The organism is Curtobacterium sp. GC_Cur_3 (genome assembly GCF_026544205.1).
GTDB lineage: Bacteria > Actinomycetota > Actinomycetes > Actinomycetales > Microbacteriaceae > Curtobacterium.
This window is the reverse complement of record NZ_JALNUI010000010.1, coordinates 37763-58918: the sequence shown is the minus strand read 5'-3', so window position 1 is coordinate 58918 and position 21156 is coordinate 37763. Positions and strand designations below refer to the sequence as shown.

At 70.9% G+C, this 21156-nt stretch carries 21 protein-coding genes; 14 read left to right on the top strand and 7 right to left on the bottom strand.

From position 1 onward, the window contains the following. Positions 1-63: 63 nt before the first annotated feature. Positions 64-1044 (bottom strand): diacylglycerol/lipid kinase family protein, encoded by a 981-nt coding sequence (locus OXR63_RS07110; protein ID WP_267421345.1) that lies wholly within the window; start codon positions 1042-1044, stop codon positions 64-66. Positions 1045-1275: 231 nt separating this feature from the next. Here OXR63_RS07110 and OXR63_RS07105 point away from each other — a divergent pair, with 231 nt between their 5' ends. The 4 genes from OXR63_RS07105 (at position 1276) to OXR63_RS07090 (ending at position 4898) form a co-directional block, all read left to right on the top strand. Then, on the top strand, positions 1276-2586 hold the full coding sequence (locus OXR63_RS07105) for an ice-binding family protein (protein ID WP_267421343.1): 1311 nt from the start codon (positions 1276-1278) through the stop codon (positions 2584-2586). 122 nt (positions 2587-2708) lie between these two features. Next, positions 2709-3641, top strand: a complete 933-nt coding sequence (locus OXR63_RS07100; protein ID WP_267421341.1) for an NADP-dependent oxidoreductase — start codon at positions 2709-2711, stop codon at positions 3639-3641. Positions 3642-3711: 70 nt separating this feature from the next. Further along, on the top strand, positions 3712-4287 hold the full coding sequence (locus tag OXR63_RS07095) for a DUF805 domain-containing protein (RefSeq protein ID WP_267421339.1): 576 nt from the start codon (positions 3712-3714) through the stop codon (positions 4285-4287). After that, positions 4284-4898, top strand: a complete 615-nt coding sequence (locus tag OXR63_RS07090) for a DUF805 domain-containing protein (RefSeq protein WP_267421337.1) — start codon at positions 4284-4286, stop codon at positions 4896-4898. The genes OXR63_RS07095 and OXR63_RS07090 overlap by 4 nt, the downstream gene beginning before the upstream one ends. Before the next feature lie 111 nt (positions 4899-5009). On the opposite strand, the gene OXR63_RS07085 is transcribed toward OXR63_RS07090, so the two are convergent. The 6 genes from OXR63_RS07085 to OXR63_RS07060 all read right to left on the bottom strand — a co-directional run bounded on the left by OXR63_RS07085 (position 5010) and on the right by OXR63_RS07060 (position 10539). Further along, positions 5010-5654 (bottom strand): TNT domain-containing protein, encoded by a 645-nt coding sequence (locus OXR63_RS07085; protein ID WP_267421335.1) that lies wholly within the window; start codon positions 5652-5654, stop codon positions 5010-5012. A gap of 49 nt (positions 5655-5703) precedes the next feature. Beyond that, positions 5704-6474 (bottom strand): succinate dehydrogenase iron-sulfur subunit, encoded by a 771-nt coding sequence (locus OXR63_RS07080; protein WP_267421332.1) that lies wholly within the window; start codon positions 6472-6474, stop codon positions 5704-5706. Next, on the bottom strand, positions 6474-8267 hold the full coding sequence (gene sdhA / locus OXR63_RS07075) for a succinate dehydrogenase flavoprotein subunit (RefSeq protein ID WP_267421329.1): 1794 nt from the start codon (positions 8265-8267) through the stop codon (positions 6474-6476). The genes OXR63_RS07080 and sdhA overlap by 1 nt, the downstream gene beginning before the upstream one ends. 50 nt (positions 8268-8317) lie before the next feature. After that, the gene (gene sdhD, locus OXR63_RS07070) at positions 8318-8764 is read right to left on the bottom strand and encodes a succinate dehydrogenase, hydrophobic membrane anchor protein (RefSeq protein ID WP_071271610.1); all 447 of its coding nucleotides are present in this window, start codon (positions 8762-8764) and stop codon (positions 8318-8320) included. Between the two features lie 13 nt (positions 8765-8777). Continuing rightward, positions 8778-9224 carry a succinate dehydrogenase, cytochrome b556 subunit gene (sdhC, locus tag OXR63_RS07065; protein WP_267421318.1) on the bottom strand — a complete coding sequence of 149 codons (447 nt, stop codon included), beginning with the start codon at positions 9222-9224 and terminating at the stop codon, positions 8778-8780. A 76-nt stretch (positions 9225-9300) separates the two neighbouring features. Beyond that, positions 9301-10539: a glycosyltransferase family 4 protein gene (locus OXR63_RS07060; protein ID WP_267421316.1), complete on the bottom strand. Its 1239-nt coding sequence runs from the start codon at positions 10537-10539 to the stop codon at positions 9301-9303. Positions 10540-10678: 139 nt separating this feature from the next. On the opposite strand from OXR63_RS07060, the gene OXR63_RS07055 reads away from it, so the two are divergent. The 10 genes from OXR63_RS07055 (at position 10679) to OXR63_RS07010 (ending at position 21149) form a co-directional block, all read left to right on the top strand. Beyond that, a complete protein-coding gene (locus OXR63_RS07055) occupies positions 10679-11791 on the top strand; it encodes a mannose-1-phosphate guanylyltransferase (RefSeq protein ID WP_267421314.1) in 1113 nt (370 codons plus the stop codon). 185 nt (positions 11792-11976) lie between these two features. Then, positions 11977-13050, top strand: coding sequence for a BMP family lipoprotein (locus OXR63_RS07050; protein WP_267421312.1), 1074 nt, complete (start codon positions 11977-11979; stop codon positions 13048-13050). An 85-nt stretch (positions 13051-13135) separates the two neighbouring features. Beyond that, the gene (locus OXR63_RS07045; RefSeq protein WP_267421311.1) at positions 13136-14656 is read left to right on the top strand and encodes an ABC transporter ATP-binding protein; all 1521 of its coding nucleotides are present in this window, start codon (positions 13136-13138) and stop codon (positions 14654-14656) included. Next, complete coding sequence (locus OXR63_RS07040) at positions 14653-16038, top strand: ABC transporter permease (RefSeq protein ID WP_374116082.1); 1386 nt, start codon at positions 14653-14655, stop codon at positions 16036-16038. Before OXR63_RS07045 ends, OXR63_RS07040 begins: the two co-directional genes overlap by 4 nt. Further along, positions 16035-17324 carry an ABC transporter permease gene (locus OXR63_RS07035; RefSeq protein WP_267421309.1) on the top strand — a complete coding sequence of 430 codons (1290 nt, stop codon included), beginning with the start codon at positions 16035-16037 and terminating at the stop codon, positions 17322-17324. The genes OXR63_RS07040 and OXR63_RS07035 overlap by 4 nt, the downstream gene beginning before the upstream one ends. 145 nt (positions 17325-17469) lie before the next feature. Then, positions 17470-17997 (top strand): cytidine deaminase, encoded by a 528-nt coding sequence (locus OXR63_RS07030; RefSeq protein ID WP_267421308.1) that lies wholly within the window; start codon positions 17470-17472, stop codon positions 17995-17997. A 1-nt stretch (position 17998) separates the two neighbouring features. After that, positions 17999-19288 carry a thymidine phosphorylase gene (locus OXR63_RS07025; RefSeq protein WP_267421307.1) on the top strand — a complete coding sequence of 430 codons (1290 nt, stop codon included), beginning with the start codon at positions 17999-18001 and terminating at the stop codon, positions 19286-19288. Positions 19289-19297: 9 nt separating this feature from the next. Further along, a complete protein-coding gene (locus OXR63_RS07020; RefSeq protein ID WP_267421305.1) occupies positions 19298-20413 on the top strand; it encodes an adenosine deaminase in 1116 nt (371 codons plus the stop codon). Positions 20414-20418: 5 nt separating this feature from the next. Then, entirely contained in the window at positions 20419-20865 is a 447-nt protein-coding gene (locus OXR63_RS07015) for a PTS sugar transporter subunit IIA (RefSeq protein WP_267421303.1), read from the top strand. After that, positions 20862-21149: a PTS sugar transporter subunit IIB gene (locus tag OXR63_RS07010; RefSeq protein WP_267421301.1), complete on the top strand. Its 288-nt coding sequence runs from the start codon at positions 20862-20864 to the stop codon at positions 21147-21149. The genes OXR63_RS07015 and OXR63_RS07010 overlap by 4 nt, the downstream gene beginning before the upstream one ends. Positions 21150-21156: the final 7 nt, after the last annotated feature.

Sequence of the window (21156 nt, the reverse complement as noted above, 5' to 3'; positions counted from 1 at the left end):
CGCTGCGGCTGCGGCTGCCGCTTCGCCTGTGGCTACGGCTGCCGCTGTTCGGGACGGTCGCCGTCAGAGGACGCGGATCGTGAGGCCGTCGTGGTCCACGGTGATGCGCGCGGCGGTGACCGTGCCGAACGGGTCGCCGTCGAGCTGGATCTGCTCCGGTGCGTCGAGCGCCAGGTCGAAGGACCGTGCGCTCGTGTAGCGGAGGGTCTTCGACCTGGGCAGGACCCACGCGAGCAGCCGGCCGAACCGGGTGCGGTGGAAGAACCGGTTCAGGGAGAGCCCGTAGCCGACACCGCTCCATCCGATGGCGCGCTTGGGCTGGAAGGCGACCGCGTCGAGCACGCCGTCGTCCGGTCGGGCGTCGGGCAGGAGCAGGACCCCGGCGGTCAGCGTGCCGCAGTTGCCGACGATGACGGTGTGCGCCTGCATCGTCCTGGCGGGGGCGTCGTCGAGCCGGTAGCGGACCGCGATCTGCCGGTTGCCGATCACGGACCGGATGATCGGGTCCGAGTACGCCACCCAGCCGAACCGCTTCTTCAGCCGCGGGCTCGTGTTCGCCGCCATGTTCGCGTCGAGCCCGATGCCCGCCATCACCAGGAACGCGTGGCGTGCGACGGTCCCCTCGGCGTCGGTCAGCTCCGCGAGCGCCACGTCGACCCGCCGGTCCGTGCCGGTGAAGGCCGCACGGACCGAAGCGCGCACGTCGTTCAGCGGGATGCGGAGGTTGCGCGCGTACAGGTTGCCGGTGCCGGCGGGCAGGAGGGCGACGGGGACACCGGACCCGCGGAGCTCCTCGGCGACGATCCGCAGGGTGCCGTCCCCACCGGCGACCAGCACGACGTCGGCTCCCGACGCCCGTGCCGCACGCGCTGCTCCGCGGCCGTCATCGGTGGCGTCGGTCTCGAACCAGGCGCTCGGCGCCCACCCGTGTTCGGTCTCGGCTGCCGCGACCGTCGACCGCAGCAGGCCGACGTCGACCTTCACGGGGTTGACGACCAGGGCGAGGCGGTGGTCGGGACCGAGGGTGGGCTCGTCGTGCGGCATCGCGTCGACTGTAGTGGACCGCTCACCCGGCATCGCCTCCGCGGGCGTGGACCACCGGGACGCGATGCGCACCGTCGGGCCGATCCGCGAACGGGGGGACCCCCCGAACGGGTCATCCCTGGGCGTCCGTACCCCGGTCGCCGCACCGCATGCCTGAGACTCCGCTCACCGGGAAGCACGTGGGGGTCGTCGACGCCTGCCAGTGTTCCCCGATCGCAGGCAGGGGCCGTCATGGCCAGCACGCATCCCATCCGTCCGATCGCGATCATCACGACGGGGTTCGGGCTCGCCGCGGTCCTGGCCCTCGGGTCGGCGTCCCCCGCCTCTGCAGCCACCGTCATCGACGGGCCGGTGAACCTCGGCACGGCCTCGACCTACGGCGTCCTCGGTGCCAGCACCGTGACGAACACCGGCCCTACCGTGGTCAACGGCGACCTCGGCCTGTCGCCGGGCACCTCCATCACCGGGTTCGGCGGCGCACCGAACGGCATGGTGAACGGCGAGACCCACCAGACCGACGCCCCGGCGACCCAGGCGCAGATCGACACGACGACCGCGTACAACGTGGCCGCGTCGCTCACGCCGAGCCAGTCCGGCCTCGGGGACCTCAACGGCCTCAGCCTGACCCCAGGCGTCTACCGGGGCGGGGAGCTGGCGCTGGCGAACGGCGGCGCCCTGACCCTCGCCGGCACCGCCGACTCAGTGTGGGTCTTCCAGGCCGCCTCGACCCTGACCATCGGCTCGATGTCCCGCATCACCATCACCGGCGGCGCGAACGCCTGCAACGTGTTCTGGCAGGTCGGCAGCTCCGCGACCATCGGCACCCAGGCGCAGTTCCAGGGCACGGTCCTGGCCGACCAGTCCGTCACCGCCACCACCGGCGCGACGATCGCCGGGCGGCTGCTCGCCCGGACCGCCGCCGTGACGCTCGACACCAACCGGATCACCGCACCCACGGGCTGCGCCGCACCGGGCACGCCGCAGCCGAGCGTCGCACCGACGATCACCTCCGGCACTCCTGACGGAGCGACCGCCGGGACGCCGTACTCCGTGACCGTGACCGCGACCGGGCTCCCGCGTCCGACGTTCTCCGCGAACGGCACGCTGCCCGCCGGCCTGGCGATCAACGGCCTCACCGGTGTCATCTCCGGGACGCCCACCACGCCGGGCACCACCGCGGTGACCATCACGGTCGGCAACGGCACCGGTCCTGACGCCGTCCAGTCCTTCGACCTGGTCGTCACCCCCGCGGCGGTCGTCCCGACGCCGACTCCGACCGCCACGCCGACACCCACCGTCCCCACCGCCGTGCCGACGGTCGGCGTGCCGACCCCCGGTGCCTCGGCCACGCCCGGCGCGGTCGGCGTCGGCGGCACGGGCGGCGGGACCGGTGGCGGTTCCGGCCCCTCCGAGCTCGCCTTCACCGGCGCTGACCCGGTCCCCGGCATCGTCGCAGCGGGCTCGATGCTCGCCGCCGGCGCGTTCCTGCTGGTGCTCCGTCAGCGTCGTCGCACCGCAGCGGTGCGACGCCTCGCACGCTGACGCCCTGATGACGCCAGAGCCCCGACCGCGTCGAGCGGCCGGGGCTCTGGCGTCTGACGGCGTCCGGAGCGGCTGGGTCTCTCCCGATGACGCACTGTCCTGGCGCGCGTAGCGTCCGGACCATGACGAAGCAGTGGGTGGCGCCCAGCGCCGGTGGCAGCGAGGTCCTGGCGTTCGTGGACGTCGACGTCCCCGCACCGGGTCCTGGCGAGGTCACGATCACGGTCCGGGCCGCCGGCATGAACCCCGCCGACACGAAGCACACCCGAGCGGGGGACCCGTCCGCGTACCCGATGGCGATCGGGTACGAGGTCGCCGGGGTCCTCAGCGCACTCGGACCCGACACGACCATCGCGTCCGGCGGGGGAGCGGTCGGCGACGAGGTCCTGGCGTTCCGGATCTCCGGCGGCTGGACGTCCTCGATCACCGTCCCGGCAGCCGACGTGTTCGCGAAGCCGGCGTCCCTCGACGACGCGCAGGCGGCGAACCTGCTGTTGGCCGGCACGACCGCAGCCGACGTCATCCGCGTGACCCGGGCCTCCGGACGGGACACGGTCCTGCTCCACGGTGCCTCCGGCGCGGTCGGCGTCAGCGTGCTGCAGCAGCTGCGACTGCTCGGCACGCGCGTGATCGGCACGGCCTCCGAAGGCGGTGCCGACACGGTGCGCCGGTACGGCGGCGAGTGGGTCGCCTACGGCGACGGCCTGGAGGCTCGGGTCCGGGACCTCGCACCGCACGGTGTCGACGTGGCCATCGACTGCGTCGGGACCGACGAGGCGGTCGACGTCTCGCTGGCCCTCGTGGCCGACCGCGAGCGCATCGTCACCATCGCGGCGCAGGCGCGCGCGGCAGCCGACGGCTTCGCCGCGGTCGGCGGGGCGCAGCCGGACAGCAAGGCGTTCCGGGACTCGGTGCGGCAGCGGCTCATCGACCTCGCGGCTGCCGGGCAGCTCGAGGTACCGGTGGCACGGACGTTCCCGCTGTCGGAGGCGCGGGCGGCTGCTGAGCTGCTGGAGTCGGGACACCCGGGCGGCAAGCTCGCGCTGCTCCCCTGACGGGGGCCACACGGTCCTCCCCGGTTCTGATTGACTCTCACGAGTACCAGCCGACCAACAGGGAGAACCCGTGAGCGACCAGTACCCACCGCAGAACCCGTACGGGCAGCAGCCGGGAGGGCCGCAGTACGGTGGCCCACCGCAGGGCGGGCAGCCGCCGTATGGACAGCCGCCGCACGGCCGACCGCCGTACGGCCAGCCGTCCTCCGGCCCCGGTGGCGAGCCGCCGCTGTGGGCGCCGTGGTACGGCATCTCCTTCCCCAAGGCGTTCGTCCGGTTCTTCAAGAAGTACGTCGCCTTCAGCGGTCGTGCCAGCCGGAGTGAGTTCTGGTGGGTCGTCCTGTGGAGCGTCGTCATCTCCATCGTCATCAGCCTGATCGGTGGCGGGTTCGACAGCGCTGCCGGCACCAAGGACCAGTACGGCGGCGGCACGTTCGAGAACACGCTGTCCGGGCTCTGGGGCCTGGCCACGCTGCTGCCGAGCATCGCGATCCAGATGCGCCGCCTGCACGACGCGAACTTCAGCGGCTGGTTCTGGCTGCTCGTCTTCATCCCCGTCCTCGGGTGGATCGCCCTCGTCGTGCTCAGCGCGATGCCGTCGAACCCCGCGGGGCAGCGCTTCGACCGGCCGGAGGCCACCCGATGAGCAACGACGGCACGCCGCAGTGGAACCAGCCGCAGGGGAACCAGGCGCAGGGCCAGGGCCAGCCGTGGCAGCAGCCCGGGCAGTACGACCAGCAGCCGGGGCGCACGCCGCAGTACGGTGCGCCGGCGCCGACCGGTCCCGGTGGCGAGCCGCCACTGTGGGCGCCGTGGTACGGCATCGCGTTCCCGACGGCCGTCGGCCGCTTCTTCAAGAAGTACGCCCGGTTCGACGGTCGCGCCAGCCGCAGTGAGTTCTGGTGGTGGGTGCTCGCGAACGCGATCGTCGTCATCGTGCTCTACGCCGTGTTGCTCGCGGTCATCTTCGCCACCGGGGACACGACCTCGTCGAGCTCGGCGACCGGCGTCCAGGCGGACGCGACGTCGAACTCGCCGCTCATCGCGATCCCGGTGGGCCTGTTGGGTCTGTGGCTCCTCGCGACCCTCATCCCGAACATCGCCATCGCGGTCCGTCGTCTGCACGACGCGAACCTCGCCGGCCCCTTCTGGTTCCTCTCGGTCATCCCGGTCGTCGGCCCGATCGTGCTGCTCGTGCTCATGCTGCTCGAGTCGAAGCCCGAGGGGCAGCGGTTCGACCAGCCCGAGCGCGGCTGAGCCGACACCGACACCGGCACCGCAACGACGAAGCCGCCGTTCCCCCGAGGGGGAGCGGCGGCTTCGTCGTCGTGCGGTCTGGCGCCCGCGGGCAGATCAGACGGCGGCGGCTCAGACGGCGCGGACGCGGACCAGCGAGCCGTCGACGACGAGGTCGCGCACGGTGAGCGACTGGTCGGCGATCTGGAAGCGCAGCGCACCGCCGGGCTGGTCGAACCACGGCTGCACGAAGCGGACCGTGACCAGGAAGGGGCGGTCGACCACGTAGCGGTGGACCTCCGGTGCCTGGACGACGTGCGGCGGGAGCGACCGCGCGGGCAGCGGGGTGTCGAGCGGGTGGAGCAGGTAGCCGTCCGGGCCACCGACGCGGTCGACGGGGACACCGGCCGGGATCTGGATCGTCAGGCCCTGCTCGCCGGCCTGGCCCACCTGCTGCGCCAGCTGCGGGTACGTCGAGCCGGCGCGGTCGCGGAGACCGTCGAGCTCGTGCCGGGGCAGGTCGCGCGGTGCCGGGAACGGACGGTTCAGGAAGCGGCGGAGCATCTCCACGGCGTCGTCCTCGCCGTGTGCCGTCGCGAGTCGACGCGCGGTGCCGTAGTCGACGACCTCGAGCGCGAAGGTGTCCGCACCGTCGGCCGGGACCAGGCGCAGCGCGCCCTCGACCGGCGGCTCGTGCAGGGTCTCGCCAGGGAGCTGCACGTACCGGATCGTGTAGCCGAGCTGGTCGAGGATGGGGCGGGTGTCCGCGAACGTCATGAGCGGGAGCCTACTGGGCCGACCTCTGCCGGTGCTGGTGCCACGGGACCTAGCCCCGACCCCGCATGATCGCCTGCTTGACCTCCGAGATGGCCTTCGTCACCTGGATGCCACGCGGGCAGGCGTCGGTGCAGTTGAAGGTCGTGCGGCAGCGCCAGACGCCTTCCTTGTCGTTCAGGATGTCGAGGCGCACGTCGGCGGCGTCGTCACGGGAGTCGAAGATGAACCGGTGGGCGTTCACGATCGCGGCCGGGCCGAAGTACTGCCCGTCGGTCCAGAACACCGGGCAGGACGACGTGCACGCGGCGCAGAGGATGCACTTCGTGGTGTCGTCGAAGCGGGCGCGGTCGGCGACCGACTGCACGCGCTCCTTGCCGGGCTCCGGCGCCTTCGAGGCTTGCAGGAACGGCTGGACGTCGCGGAACGACTTGAAGAAGGGCTCCATGTCGACGACGAGGTCCTTCTCCAGCGGCAGGCCCTTGATGGCCTCGACGTAGATCGGCTTCGAGACGTCGAGGTCCTTGATCAGGGTCTTGCACGCCAGACGGTTGCGCCCGTTGATGCGCATCGCGTCGGACCCGCACACGCCGTGCGCGCAGGAACGCCGGAAGGTCAGCGACCCGTCCTGCTCCCACTTGATCTGGTGCAGGGCGTCGAGGATGCGGTCGGTCGGCAGCATCATGACGTCGAAGTCCTGCCAGCGCGGCTCGTCGTCCACGTCCGGGTCGAACCGCCGGACGATGACGGTGACCGGGAAGGAGCCGGGAGGCGCGGTGGCCGCGTCGGTGCGGGGTGCGTCGGAGACCAGGGTGTCGGTCATCAGTACTTCCTCTCCATCGGCTCGTAGCGCGTCATGACGACGGGCTTCCAGTCGAGCGTGATGTGGTCGTCGGCGAGTGACGAGTGCGGGTCGCCCGTCAGGTAGGCCATGGTGTGCTTCATGTAGTTCTCGTCGTCGCGCTTCGGGAAGTCGTCGCGCATGTGCCCGCCGCGGGACTCCTTGCGGTTCCGGGCGGAGTAGACGACGACCTCGGCGAGGTCGAGCAGGAACCCGAGCTCGACGGCTTCGAGGAGCTCGGTGTTGAACCGCTTGCCCTTGTCCTGCACGGAGACGTGCATGAACCGGTTGCGGAGCGTGTGGATGGTCTCGGTGACGCGCGCCAGGGAGTCGTCGGTGCGGAACACCTGGGCGTTCTTGTCCATCTCCTCCTGCAGCTCCTTGCGGAGCGCCGCGACGCGCTCGGTGCCGGTGGAGGCGCGGAGCTGCTCGAGCATGCCGCGGACGTTCGCCGCGGGGTCCTCGGGCAGGGGGAGGAACTCGGCCGTCTGGACCCACTCGGCGGCGTTGTTGCCCGAGCGCTTGCCGAAGACGTTGATGTCGAGGAGCGAGTTCGTACCGAGGCGGTTCGACCCGTGGACCGAGACGCAGGCGCACTCACCGGCGGCGTACATGCCGGGCACGACGGTGTCGTTGTCGCTGAGGACCTCGGCGTTCGTGTTCGTCGGGATGCCGCCCATGGCGTAGTGCGCGGTCGGCATCACGGGCACCGGTTCGACGACCGGGTCCACGCCGAGGTAGGTGCGGGCGAACTCGGTGATGTCGGGGAGCTTGGTCTCGAGGACCTCGGCACCGAGGTGGGTGCAGTCGAGCAGCACGTAGTCCTTGTTCGGACCCGCACCGCGCCCCTCGGCCACCTCCTGCACCATGCACCTGGCGACGATGTCGCGTGGGGCGAGGTCCTTGATCGTGGGGGCGTAGCGCTCCATGAAGCGTTCACCCGACGCGTTGCGGAGGATCGCGCCCTCGCCGCGGGCACCCTCGGTCAGCAGGATGCCGAGGCCGGCCAGCCCGGTCGGGTGGAACTGGAAGAACTCCATGTCCTCGAGCGGCAGGCCCGTGCGCCAGACGATGCCGACGCCGTCACCGGTCAGGGTGTGGGCGTTCGAGGTGGTCTTGTACATCTTGCCGAAGCCGCCGGTGGCGAAGATCATCGCCTTCGCGTGGAAGACGTGCAGCTCACCGGTCGAGAGCTCGAACGCGACGACGCCGGCCGGCTGCTTGCGGGTGACGCCGTCCTCGCCGACGACGTCGACCATGATGAGGTCGAGCGCGTAGAACTCGTTGAAGAAGTTCACGCCGAGCTTGACGCAGTTCTGGAACAGCGTCTGCAGGATCATGTGGCCGGTGCGGTCGGCGGCGTAGCACGCACGGCGGACCGGGGCCTTGCCGTGGTCGCGGGTGTGGCCACCGAAGCGGCGCTGGTCGATCTTTCCCTCTGGCGTGCGGTTGAACGGCAGGCCCATGTTCTCGAGGTCGATGACCGCGTCGATCGCCTCCTTCGCGAGGATCTCGGCGGCGTCCTGGTCGACCAGGTAGTCGCCGCCCTTGATCGTGTCGAAGGTGTGCCACTCCCAGGAGTCCTCTTCGACGTTGGCGAGCGCCGCTGCCATGCCGCCCTGCGCCGCACCCGTGTGGGAGCGCGTCGGGTAGAGCTTCGAGATCACGGCGGTGTTGGCCTTCGGGCCGGCCTCGATCGCGGCGCGCATGCCGGCGCCTCCTGCGCCGATGATGACGATGTCGAACTGGTGGTGGTGGACGGTGATGTCGGGCACAGGGGTCTTTCGATCGGGAGCGGAGCTGGAGCGGACGGTCGCGTGTGCGGCTACTGGGCCGGGCAGAACGACGGCAGGTCCGCGGCGGCGGCGCCGGCGGGGCACGGGTCGAAGGTCCAGCAGACGAGCGTGCCGAGGACGATGAGCAGCACGCACGCGACCAGGATCGCGACGAGCAGCGTCTTCCGGACGGCGGGCTTCGCCACGTAGTCGTTGACGATGGTGCGCATGCCGTTCGAGCCGTGGATCAGCGCGAGCCACAGCATCAGGGTGTCCCACACCTGCCAGAAGGGGTTGGCCCACTTGCCGGCCACGAACGCGAAGTCGATCTGCTTGACGCCCTCGCCGGCGACCATGTTGACGAACAGGTGGCCGAAGATCAGCACGACCAGGAGCACGCCGGAGGCGCGCATGTAGATCCAGCCCCACTTCTCCCAGTTGGTGGTGCGGCGGGCGGCCTCGGGACTGCGAGGAGGAGCGACGGTCTCGGTGGTCATCGGTGGCCCCTGATCAGTTGAAGTCGGCGACGAGGTTCATGAGCTGGCGCGGCAGGAAGCCCGCGATCGCCACGGCCCAGAGGACGAGGACGATCCAGAACATCGCGCGCTGGTACTTCGGCCCCTTGGACCAGAAGTCGATCAGGATGATCCGCAGCCCGTTGAACGCGTGGAAGACGATGGCCATCACGAGGCCGATCTCGCCGAGGTTCATGATCGGGGTCTTGTAGGTCCCGATGACCGCGTTGTAGGCCTCTGGAGACAGGCGCACGAGGGCGGTGTCGAGGATGTGCACGAGCAGGAAGAAGTAGATCGCGACACCGGTGATCCGGTGCAGGACCCACGACCACATGCCGGTGCTACCGCGGTAGAGCGTCCCCTGGAAGTTCCGCGGCGCGCGCGGCGCATCGATGGTCACCTGCGGTTCAGCTGTCGCTGTACCTGTGGTCTGCTCGGCCATGAGCTCGCCTTCCGTTGGGACAGGCGCACCGATCGGCGCGCCGTTGCCGTCGTGTTCGTGTGGAACACCTCTCATCCTACGACCGACCGCTGACCTTCTCGTTCCACCCCGCCCTGGCGCCCCTGGTGGCGGTCGGCGGGACACCGATGTGCCGTGCCGTCTGGTGGTGCGCGAGCAGCTCGTCGCCGACCGCCTCCCACGTCGTGCCCTCGACACGGAGTCGACCGGCCGACCCCATCCGCTCGGCGCGGGACCGGTCGAGGTGCAGGCCGAGGACCGCCGCCCGGAGCCCGTCCACGTCGTCCGGGTCGTACAGTTCGCCGTCCAGCCCCGGCGCGACGAGGTCGAGCGGACCGCCAGAGGCCGGTGCCACGACGGGCAGCCCGGCGGCGTGGGCCTCCTGCAGGGTCTGGCCGAACGTCTCGGCCGGGCCCGTGTGCACGAACACGTCGAGCGCCGCGTACGTGTCGGCGAGGGCCTCGCCGCGGAGCGGGCCGGTGAACGTCACGTCCAGGTGGCGGAGCCGTCGCTCGAGGAACTGCCGGGAGGGTCCGCCTCCTGCGACCACGATCCGGATGCCCGGGACGCCGCCGAGGTCCGCGAGCCGCTCGACCTCCTTCTCCGGTGCCAGCCGCCCCACGTAGCCGACGATGGTCTCGCCGTGCGGGGCGATCCGCCGTCGCATCGCACGCACGTGTGCACTCCGGCGCCGGGCCGGGTGGAACAGGGCGGTGTCGACGCCGCGACCCCACCGCGCGACGCGCGGCACCCCCTCGGCCTCGAGCATCGCGGCGGTCGCGCTCGACGGGGCGAGCGTCAGCGACGCCCCGGCGTGGATGCGGCCGAGGATCCTCCGCACCAACGGGACCGTCGCGGTCAGGCCGTTGCGGCGGGCGAACCCGGCCACGTCGGTCTGGAAGACGGCGACGGAGGGGATGCCGAGCCTCCCGGCCGCCGTGATCGCGCGCCCGCCGAGCAGGAACGGACTGGCGGCGTGCAGGACGTCGGCGCCGGAGGCGGCGAGGATCGTGTCGAGGACCGGGTGGGGGAGCGCGACCGGGAACTGGCGGTAGGCCACTGCCGGGACCCGGTGGACGTCGAAGGAGCGGTGTCGTTCGATCTCCGTCCGCGACCGGAACTGTGCGAGTCCCGGGGTGTCCGGCGCGATCACGACCGCGCGGTGGCCGCGGCGCTCCAGGTGGTCGAGGACCGCCAGGACGCTGGTGGTCACGCCGTTGAGGGTGGGCAGGAAGCTCTCGGTCACGACGGCGACGGTCCGTTGGGACGTGCCGCGCTCCACGCTGCGTGCGTTCATGGCGTCTCCGATGCTGCGCGGGTCACGTGTCCTGGCGGGGGGCCTCGACGTGAACGGCGGGCGCGGAGGTGGTGAACGGATGCGGGATCGGTGCGGGAAGCCCCCAGGGTCCTCTCGGGAACACCGATAGGTTGTGGCTGTGGCAGACCCTCTCGACGACTTCTACGCGATCATCCCGGCCGGTGGCATCGGCTCCCGGCTCTGGCCGCTCTCGCGTGCCGACGCCCCCAAGTTCCTGCACGACCTGACCGGGTCCGGCACCTCGCTCCTCCGCCAGACCTGGGACCGACTCGCGCCGCTGTCCGGCGAGTCCCGGATCATGGTGGTCACCGGTCGGGCGCACCGCGTCGCGGTCGAGTCGCAGCTTCCGGGCGTGCAGGACCACAACGTCGTGCTCGAGAGCGAGCCCAAGGACTCCACGGCCGCCATCGGGCTCGCCGCGGCGATCCTGCACCGCCGCGAGCCCGACGTCGTCATCGGCTCCTTCGCCGCCGACCACGTCATCGGTGACGCCAGGGGCTTCCGCCGCTCCGTCGCCGAGGCCGTGGCCGCGGCCCGCGCCGGGTACGTCACCACGATCGGCATCACGCCGTCCGAGCCCGCGATCGGCTTCGGCTACATCCACGTCGGCGCCTCGCTCGGCATCGAGTCCGCCCCGCAGGCGCACGCCGTGACCGCGTTCGTCGAGAAGCCCGACCTGGACACCGCCTCGGCGTACCTCGAGGACGGCAACTACCTCTGGAACGCCGGGATGTTCATCTCCCGCGCGGACGTGCTGCTCGAGGAGATCGGTCGCAACGAGCCGAAGCTGCTCGCCGGCATCGAGGAGCTCGCCGCAGCGTGGGACACCTCGTCGCGCGGTGCCGTGGTGGACGCCGTGTGGCCGGAGCTGAAGAAGATCGCGATCGACTACTCGGTCGCCGAGCCCGCGGCCGCCGCCGGTCGTCTCGCAGTGGTCCCCGGGGACTTCGACTGGGACGACGTCGGGGACTTCGCCTCGCTCGCCAAGCTGCAGTCGGGCGGCCTCGCGAACCACCTCGCCGTCCTCGGCGACGGGGCCAGGATCCTCGCGGACTCCTCCAGCGGCATCGTCGTGTCGCACAGCCAGCGCCTCATCTCGCTCATCGGCGTCGAGGACATCGTCGTCGTGGACACCCCGGACGCCCTCCTCGTCACCACGAGCGCGAACGCCCAGCGCGTCAAGGGCGTGGTGGACGCACTGAAGATCAGCGGCCGGGACGACGTCCTGTAGCGCTCCACTGTTCCAGGGCCGTGGAACGGCCCCTGCGTTACGGGCGCGTTACGGCGCGGTCGCGATCCCGTAACCGATCCACAGGGCGGTCTCGGGGGGTCCTGTACCGGCCAGGCGGTCGTGTACTGTCGCCACGATCGCCCGGTGCGCAGTGACCGGGCCAAGCTCCCCGGAGGAACCCACCCGTGTCATCTCGTACCCGTCAGATCGCCATGAGCGGTCTCGCGCTCGTCGGCACCGTCGCCGTGCTCGCCGGTTGCTCGGCAGCCCCGTCCAGCACCGCGACGTCGAAGAAGTCCGACTTCCTGCCGTGCATGGTCTCCGACGCCGGCGGCTTCGACGACAAGTCGTTCAACCAGCTCGGCTTCGAGGGCATGAAGGACGCGGCGTCCGACCTCGGCTCGCAGTACAAGCAGGCGGAGTCCAAGGACGCCACCGTCTACGACTCGAACATCCAGCAGCTCGTCACCCAGAACTGCAACCTCGTCGTCACCGTCGGCTTCAACCTCGCCGCGGCGACGAAGAAGCAGGCGGCCGCCAACCCCGACACGAACTTCGCGATCATCGACGACAACTCGATCGACGCCAAGAACGTCAAGCCGATCACGTTCGACACCTCGCAGGCCGCGTTCCTCGCCGGCTACGCGGCGGCGTCCTACTCGAAGACCGGCACCGTCGGCACCTTCGGTGGCATGCAGATCCCGACCGTCACCATCTTCATGGACGGCTTCGCGGACGGCGTGAAGTACTACAACGACCAGAAGAAGAAGGACGTCAAGGTCGTCGGCTGGGACGAGGCCAGCCAGAAGGGCTCCTTCACCGGTGGCTTCGAGGCCGGCACGCAGGCCAAGTCGGTCGCGCAGTCGCTCCTCGACCAGGACGCCGACGTGATCCTCCCCGTCGGTGGCCCGATCTACCAGAGCGCCGCAGAGGCCATCAAGGACGCCGACAACGGCTCCGTGCTGGTCGGCGCGGACAGCGACCTCTACGAGGCGGACCCCCGCTACAAGGACATCGCCTTCACCTCGGTGGAGAAGGGCATGAAGCCCGCGACGAAGGACGTCGTCGAGCAGGCCGCCAAGGGCGACTTCTCGAAGACCCCCTACGTCGGCACGCTGAAGAACGACGGCGTCGGCATCGCTCCCTTCCACGACTACGAGTCGAAGGTCGACAAGGGCCTGCAGGGCGAGCTCGACACGATCAAGTCCGGCATCATCGACGGCTCGATCAAGGTCGCCACGAAGGCGACCGTCAAGTAGCACGACCGGTGCGGGCGGGGGATCACTCCTCCGCCCGCATTCGTGCGCTCCGCACCACCCGCGACAGGAACTGTGAAGACCCGACATGAAGCTCGAACTCCGCGACATCACGAAGCGGTTCGGCCCCCTGGTGGCGAACGACCACATCTCCATCACCGTCGAACCCGGCGAGGTCCACTGCCTGCTCGGTGAGAACGGTGCCGGCAAGTCGACGCTGATGAACGTCCTCTACGGCATGTACCAGGCCGACGAGGGCGAGATCCTGCTGGACGACGTCGTCCAGGCGTTCGACGGCCCCGGCGACGCCATGCGCGCGGGCATCGGCATGGTGCACCAGCACTTCATGCTCGTCCCGGTGTTCACGGTCGCCGAGAACGTGATGCTCGGGCAAGAGGAGACGGCCTTCGGCGGCCGCCTCGACCTGGCCGGCGCCCGGAAGCGGGTCCGGGAGATCTCCGACCGCTTCGGCTTCGACGTCGACCCCGACGCCCGCGTGGAGGACCTGCCCGTCGGCGTCCAGCAGCGCGTGGAGATCATCAAGGCGCTGTCCCGCGACGCCTCCGTGCTGGTGTTCGACGAGCCGACGGCCGTCCTCACTCCGCAGGAGACCGACGAGCTGATGGGCATCATGCGCCAGCTCCGCGAAGCCGGCACCGCCATCGTCTTCATCACCCACAAGCTCCGCGAGGTCCGCGAGGTCGCCGACCGCATCACCGTGATCCGGCTCGGCAAGGTCGTCGGCGAGGCCTCGCCCACCGCGTCCAACGGCGAGCTCGCCGCGCTCATGGTCGGCCGCAGCGTCTCGCTGGTCGTCGACAAGACCCCGGCCGCCGCGGGCGAGGACGCGCTCGTCGTCGAGCACGTCACCGTGACCGACCCGTCCGGCATCGTGCTCGTCGACGACGTGTCGTTCACCGTCCGTCGTGGCGAGGTCCTGGCGATCGCCGGCGTGCAGGGCAACGGCCAGACCGAGCTCACCGAGGCGATCATGGGCCTCGAGCCCGTCCGCTCCGGCCACATCGTGCTCGACGGCCGCGAGGTCACCGGGCGCAGCGTCAAGCAGATCCTCGACGCCGGCGTCGGGTTCGTCCCCGAGGACCGGAAGGAGGACGGCCTGGTCGGCGAGTTCACGATCGCGGAGAACCTCATGCTCGACCGCGCCGACTCCGCCGAGTTCGTCCGCGCCGGCACGATCCGGGCCGCGGAGCGCGACTCCTTCGCCGACGAGAAGATCGCCGAGTTCGACATCCGCACCCCTGGTCGCACCACCGCGGCCGGTCGGCTGTCCGGCGGCAACCAGCAGAAGATCGTCCTGGCCCGCGAACTCAGCCGCGACCTCCGGCTGTTCGTCGCCGCGCAGCCCACCCGTGGCATCGACGTCGGCTCGATCGAGTTCGTGCACAAGCGCATCGTCGCGACGCGCGACACCGGCGTCCCGGTGATCGTCGTCTCCACCGAGCTCGACGAGGTCGTCGCGCTCGCCGACCGGATCGCCGTGATGTACCGCGGTGCGATCGTCGGCATCGTCCCGGCGACCACGCCGCGCGACGTCCTCGGACTCATGATGGCGGGCGAACTGCCCGCGGGAACGGAGCTCGCCGCGTGAGCGACACCACGCCGCAGCACGGGGGCACCACGCCGCCGTCCGACAGCAGCACCCCCATCGACGGCACGACCGACGGCACGCCCGTCGGCACCCCCGCCTCCGACGACCGGTTGCAGGACGTCGGCGTCGGCGCCCCGCACCTGATGACGGACTCGGCCACCGACAGCGAGCGCCGTGAGGGCCGCTGGAGCGACGCCATGCAGAGCATCGTGAACGGTTCGGTCCTGACGACCGTCCTCGCGGTGGTCCTGGCACTCGTCGCGAGCGGCATCCTCATCGCCCTGACCGACAAGGACGTGCAGGCCGCTGCCGGGTACTTCTTCGCCCGGCCCGTGGACACCCTGCGCGCGGTCGGGTCGGCCGTCGGCGGGTCCTACGCGTCACTGTTCCAGGGCTCGGTCATCAACTTCGGCGCCCCGACGGCAGCGGCCGCCATCGCGCCGATCACCCGCTCGGTGGACTACGCCGTGCCGCTCGTCGTCGCCGGGCTCGGCGTCGCCGTGGCGTTCCGCGCGGGCCTGTTCAACATCGGCGGCCAGGGGCAGGTCCTCATCGCCGCCGGCACCGCCGGGTGGGTCGGGTTCTCCTTCGACCTGCCGGCCGCCGTGCACATCCCGCTCACGATCCTCGCCGGCATCGTCGGCGGTGCCGTCTGGGCCGGGATCGTCGGGCTGGTCAAGGCCAGGACCGGTGCCAACGAGGTCGTCCTGACGATCATGCTGAACTACGTCGCGCTCTACCTGCTCGCCTTCGCCCTGCGGACCCCCGGGCTCCTGCAGGCCGGTGGCAGCCCGAACCCGATCTCCCCGGCGACGAAGGACAGCGCACTGCTGCCCGGGCTCTTCGGACCGCGATTCGGGATCAACGTCGGCTTCCTCGTCGCGATCGCCGCGGTGGTCGTCGTGTGGTGGCTGCTCAACAAGTCCTCGCTCGGCTTCCGTTTCCGGACCATCGGCGAGAACCCGCGTGCGGCCCGCGTCGCCGGCATGAGCGTGCCCCGCCTGACCATCTGGGTGCTGGTGATCTCCGGTGGGCTCATCGGCATCGCCGGGGCCTACCAGGTGGAGGGCGCGGTCACGACCGGCTTCACGTCCGGCATCGACGCCGGCATCGGCTTCGACGCGATCACCGTCGCGCTCCTCGGCCGCAGCAAGCCCTGGGGCACCTTCTGGGCGGCGATCCTGTTCGGCGTGCTGAAGAACGGCGGCTACGCCATGCAGGCCGCCAACGGGATCCCGATCGACATCGTCGACGTCATCCAGGCCCTCATCGTCCTCTTCATCGCGGCCCCGCCGCTCGTCCGCGCGATCTTCCGGATCCCGCAGCCGGGCGCACGTCGACGCACCAAGCAGCCCAGCAAGCGGAAGGCGGTCGCCGCGTGAGCACCATCAGCCCCACCGCGGTCCCGTCGGCTCCCGTCGCCGACCGTGCCGTCGAGACCACCAGGAGCTGGAAGGCCCCGATCGCGTTCGCGGTGTTCACCGTGCTCGCCGTGGTCCTGTTCCTCGTCGTCAGCCGGAGCGGCACGACGACGTTCCGGCTCGCCAACGCCGGCGACTTCGTGCAGCTGCCCGACGTCGGCCTGCCCTCCGTCGGGACCGGTGTCGTCGTCGTCGTGCTGCTCGCCCTCGCGACGGTCGCGTCCTTCCTCCTGGTCTCGCGGTCCCGCCCGGTGCCGCTCTGGTTGACGAGCGTCTTCGCCGTGCTGTTCGTGATCGGGTTCCTGACCTGGGCCGCCGCTGGCAAGACCATCCCGCTGCCCGGCCTGCTCGTCGGGGCGATCGGCCTCAGCGTCCCGCTCGTGTTCGGTGCCCTCGGCGGCGTCATCTCCGAGCGCGTCGGCGTCGTGAACATCGCGATCGAGGGCCAGTTCCTCGCCGGTGCCTTCACCTCGGCCCTCATCGCCTCGCTCACCGGCTCCGCGTGGGTCGGCCTGGTCGGTGCCCTCGTCGCCGGTGTGCTCGTGTCGTTCGTCCTCGCGGCGTTCAGCATCAAGTACCTCGTCGACCAGGTCATCGTCGGTGTCGTCATCAACGCGTTCATCTCCGGCCTGACCGGCTTCCTCTACTCGCAGGTGCTCTCGCCCGACGAGCAGCGGCTCAACGTCGGCGTGACCTTCCCGCGCTTCGAGATCCCCGTGCTCCACCAGATCCCGGTGATCGGTCCGGTCTTCTTCGAGCAGACCGTCATCGTCTACCTGGCCTACGTGGCCGTCGCCGTCGTCACCTTCGCGCTCTTCAAGACCCGCTGGGGCCTCCGCCTCCGCGCGGTCGGCGAGCACCCGGAAGCGGCGGACACCGTCGGCATCAACGTCACCGGCACGCGGTTCTGGAACGTCTCGCTCGCCGGCGCGATCGCGGGCCTCGGCGGTGCGTACTTCACGCTCGACGCCGTCGGTCCGTTCACGAAGGACATGACCGACGGCGCCGGCTACATCGCGCTGGCGGCGGTCATCTTCGGGCGCTGGGACCCGGTGCGGGCGACCCTCGCGGCGCTGCTGTTCGGCTTCGCGTCCAACCTGCAGAACACCCTCGGGGCGATCAACTCGCCGGTGCCGAGCGAGTTCCTGCTGATGCTGCCCTACGTCGTCACGATCTTCGCCGTGGCCGGCCTGGTCGGCCAGTCCCGGGGCCCTGCGGCCGCCGGCAAGCCCTACTTCAAGAGCTAGCCCCCCCTCGCAAGACACCGGTGTTGCGGGGTCGCGCCGCGGACATCCGCGGCTCGTCCACGCAACACCGGTGTTTCGCGGAGGGGACCACCATCACCAGCACGAACCACCACCACGAACCACCACCGAACAGGAGGCTCGGCACATGACCGACACGAACGCTGCGGGTGACCAGGGGGTCACCACCGACCCGACGACCGGCGAGCCCTCCTGGACCGACCCGGCCACGAGCCTCCCGTCCGATCCGGACACCGTGATCGACGCGAGCGTCGACGTCGACTGGACCGCCCTGCGGGAGGCCGCGACGACCGCCATGGGTCGGGCCTACGCGCCGTACTCGTCGTTCCCGGTCGGCGCTGCTGCGCTCACCGACGACGGCCGGATCGTGTCCGGCTGCAACATCGAGAACGCCTCCTACGGGGTCACGCTCTGCGCCGAGTGCTCGCTCGTGTCGCAGCTGCACATGACCGGCGGCGGCAAGCTCGTCGCGTTCACCTGCGTGGACGGCGACGGCGCGACGCTCATGCCGTGCGGGCGCTGCCGCCAGCTGCTGTTCGAGCACTCGGCCGAGGGCATGCTGCTCGAGACCGTCTCCGGCATCCGCACCATCGACGAGGTGCTGCCCGACGCGTTCGGGCCGCGCACCCTCGTCACCTACCAGCAGGAGCACTGACATGGCCGTCGAGCCGTTCGACACCGTCGACCTCATCCGCACGAAGCGCTCCGGCGACACCCTCAGCACGGCCGAGATCGACTGGCTGGTCGACGCCTACACGCGCGGCTACGTCGAGGACCCGCAGATGGCGGCGTTCGCGATGGCGGTCTTCCTGAACGGGATGGACCGCCGCGAGGTCAAGGACCTGACGCTCGCGATGATCGCGTCGGGGGAGCGGATGTCGTTCGGCTCGCTCGGCAAGACCACCGTCGACAAGCACTCCACCGGCGGCGTCGGCGACAAGATCACGCTGCCGCTCGCACCCCTCGTGGCGTCGTTCGGCGTCGCGGTGCCCCAGCTGTCCGGGCGTGGGCTCGGCCACACCGGCGGCACGCTCGACAAGCTCGAGTCGATCCCGGGGTGGCAGGCGTCGATCTCGAACGACCGCATGATGTCGGTGCTGTCCGACGTCGGCGCGGTCATCTGCGCCGCGGGCTCCGGTCTGGCTCCCGCGGACAAGAAGCTGTACGCGCTCCGCGACATCACGGGCACCGTCGAGTGCATCCCGCTCATCGCGTCGAGCATCATGTCGAAGAAGATCGCCGAGGGCACGGGCGCGCTCGTCCTCGACGTGAAGTTCGGCTCGGGTGCGTTCATGCCCTCGTACGAGGCCTCGCGGGAACTCGCACAGACGATGGTCGACCTCGGCACCGACGCCGGCGTGGCCACCTCGGCGCTGTTGACCGACATGGAGGTCCCGCTCGGGCTCACCATCGGCAACGCACTCGAGGTCCGGGAGTCGATCGCGGTGCTCGAGGGCGGTGGCCCGGCCGACGTCGTCTCGCTGACGCTGTCGCTGGCGTCGGAGATGCTCCGGCTCGCCGGGCTGCCGGACGCCGACCCCGCTGCGGCGCTGGCCGACGGCCGAGCCATGGACACCTGGCGCCGGATGATCGCGGCGCAGGGCGGCGACCCCGGCGCGGCGCTGCCGGTCGCCCGCGAGCAGCACGTCGTCACGGCGCCCGCCTCCGGGGTGCTCGCCACCCAGGACGCCCTGCCGTTCGGCATCGCGGCCTGGAGGCTCGGTGCGGGTCGTGCGCGCGCCCAGGACCCGGTGCAGGCCGGCGCCGGCATCGAGCTGCACGCAAAGCCCGGCGACACCGTGACCGAGGGGCAGCCGCTCTGGACCCTGCACACCGACGAGCCGTCGCGGTTCGAGCGGGCGCTGGAGTCGCTCGAGGGCGCGTGGTCGATCGGTGCGACGGCCGAGCCGCGTGGGCCGATCGTGCGGGAGCGCATCCAGGGCTAGCCTGGACGCATGAGCGCCGACGACGCCCCCACGTACCGACTGCCCGACGCGGGTGCCGTGATCAACGACCTGCCGAAGGTCTCGCTGCACGACCACCTCGACGGCGGACTCGGCCCCACCACGATCATCGAGCTCGCCGACTCGGCGGGCGTCACGCTCCCGACCACCGACCCGGTCGAGCTCGGTCAGTGGTTCGCCGACCAGGCCGACTCCGGTTCGCTCGTCGAGTACCTCAAGACGTTCGACGTCACCACGAGCGTGATGCAGACCGCGCAGGGCCTGACCCGCGTCGCGCGTGACTTCGTCGAGGACCTCATCGCCGACGGCGTCGTCTACGGCGAGGTCCGCTGGGCGCCTGAGCAGCACCTGCAGGGCGGGTTGACGCTCGACGAGACGGTCGAGGCCGTGCAGGACGGCATCGAGGAAGCGGTCGACGCCGCCGGCGGAGCGATCCGCGTCGGCCAGCTCGTCACGGCGATGCGCCACGCGGACCGGTCCCTCGAGATCGCCGAGCTGGCCGTCCGGCACCGCGACCACGGCGTCGTCGGGTTCGACATCGCCGGTGCCGAGGCGGGCTTCCCCGCGTCGAACCACCGCGCGGCGTTCGACTACCTGGCTTCCGAGCTCTTCCCCGTCACCGTGCACGCGGGCGAGGCCGACGGGCTCGCGTCGATCCGTTCGGCGCTCGTCGATGGTCGTGCGCTCCGCCTCGGCCACGGCGTGCGAGTGTTCGAGGACGTCCAGCTCTCCGACGGCGGCGACGGCTCCACGCTCGCCTCGCTCGGTGAGATCGCGTCCTGGGTGCGCGACCGTGAGATCCCGCTCGAGCTCTCGCCGTCCTCGAACCTGCAGACCGGGGCCATCGCGGCGTGGGGCGACGACCTCGCCGACCACCCGTTCGACGTGCTCTACCAGCTCGGGTTCCGCGTCACGGTGAACACCGATAACCGCCTGATGAGCAACACGACGCTGACGAAGGAGCTCGCGCTCCTGGCCGGCACCTTCGGCTACGACCTCGACGACCTCGCCGCGTTCCAGATCAACGCGGCGCTCGGCTCGTTCCTCCCGCTGGAGGACCGCGAGGAGATCATCGCCCTCATCACCGCCGGGTACGCGGAGGCCTGATCGCGATGGGCCTGCCGTCGCTGTCCGACGACGCCGTCGTGCTCGGGGCGTCCGCGCCCTCGTGGCGCGATGCGCTCCGGCTGGCCGGCGGCGCCCTCGTGCGGTCCGGCGCGACCACCGACGCCTACACGGACGCCATGGTCGCCATGGTCGAGGAACACGGCCCGTACATCGTGATCTCGCCGGGCCTGGCGTTCGCCCACGCCCGTCCGGGCGACTCCGTGCTCCGCGACGGCTTGTCCGTGGTGACGCTCGCGCAGCCGGTGGCCTTCGGGCACCCGCACAACGACCCCGTCGACGTCGTCCTCGGGCTCGCGGTGGCGGGCGTGGGGACGCACCTCGAGTCGATCGGTGCGATCGCGAACCTGTTCAACGACGCCACGGTGACCTCGCGTCTGGCCGCGGCGAGGACACCGGACGAGGTCCGGGAGATCATGGGAGTGTCGGCGTGAAGATCGTGACCATCTGCGGCGCGGGGATCGGCTCGAGCGCCATCCTCAAGGTGAACGCCGAGAAGGCGCTGGCGACGCTCGGGCTGCCGGCCGAGGTCGTCGCGGCCGACGTCGCGTCCGTCCGCGAGGTCTCCGACGACGCCAACGTGATCCTCACGTCGCAGGAGTTCGTCGAGGCCATCGGGACCACCTACGCCGAGGTCATCGTGATCAGGAACCACTTCGACCAGAGCGAGATCACGGCGGCCGTGGAGAGGTCCCTGGGGGAGTCACCGGCCCCGTAGCATTGCT

Excerpts from the sequence above, each read along its gene's own strand:
- OXR63_RS07110 (WP_267421345.1), bottom strand. The coding sequence starts at position 1,044 with ATGCCGCACGACGAGCCCACCCTCGGTCCCGACCACCGCCTCGCCCTG.
- OXR63_RS07045 (WP_267421311.1), top strand. The coding sequence starts at position 13,136 with ATGAAGCTCGAACTCCGCGACATCACGAAGCGGTTCGGCCCCCTGGTG.
- OXR63_RS07100 (WP_267421341.1), top strand. The coding sequence starts at position 2,709 with ATGACGAAGCAGTGGGTGGCGCCCAGCGCCGGTGGCAGCGAGGTCCTG.
- OXR63_RS07030 (WP_267421308.1), top strand. The coding sequence starts at position 17,470 with ATGACCGACACGAACGCTGCGGGTGACCAGGGGGTCACCACCGACCCG.
- OXR63_RS07080 (WP_267421332.1), bottom strand. The coding sequence starts at position 6,474 with ATGACCGACACCCTGGTCTCCGACGCACCCCGCACCGACGCGGCCACC.
- sdhC (WP_267421318.1), bottom strand. The coding sequence starts at position 9,224 with ATGGCCGAGCAGACCACAGGTACAGCGACAGCTGAACCGCAGGTGACC.
- OXR63_RS07015 (WP_267421303.1), top strand. The coding sequence starts at position 20,419 with ATGGGCCTGCCGTCGCTGTCCGACGACGCCGTCGTGCTCGGGGCGTCC.
- OXR63_RS07105 (WP_267421343.1), top strand. The coding sequence starts at position 1,276 with ATGGCCAGCACGCATCCCATCCGTCCGATCGCGATCATCACGACGGGG.
- OXR63_RS07020 (WP_267421305.1), top strand. The coding sequence starts at position 19,298 with ATGAGCGCCGACGACGCCCCCACGTACCGACTGCCCGACGCGGGTGCC.
- OXR63_RS07090 (WP_267421337.1), top strand. The coding sequence starts at position 4,284 with ATGAGCAACGACGGCACGCCGCAGTGGAACCAGCCGCAGGGGAACCAG.
- OXR63_RS07085 (WP_267421335.1), bottom strand. The coding sequence starts at position 5,654 with ATGACGTTCGCGGACACCCGCCCCATCCTCGACCAGCTCGGCTACACG.
- OXR63_RS07025 (WP_267421307.1), top strand. The coding sequence starts at position 17,999 with ATGGCCGTCGAGCCGTTCGACACCGTCGACCTCATCCGCACGAAGCGC.
- OXR63_RS07060 (WP_267421316.1), bottom strand. The coding sequence starts at position 10,539 with ATGAACGCACGCAGCGTGGAGCGCGGCACGTCCCAACGGACCGTCGCC.
- sdhD (WP_071271610.1), bottom strand. The coding sequence starts at position 8,764 with ATGACCACCGAGACCGTCGCTCCTCCTCGCAGTCCCGAGGCCGCCCGC.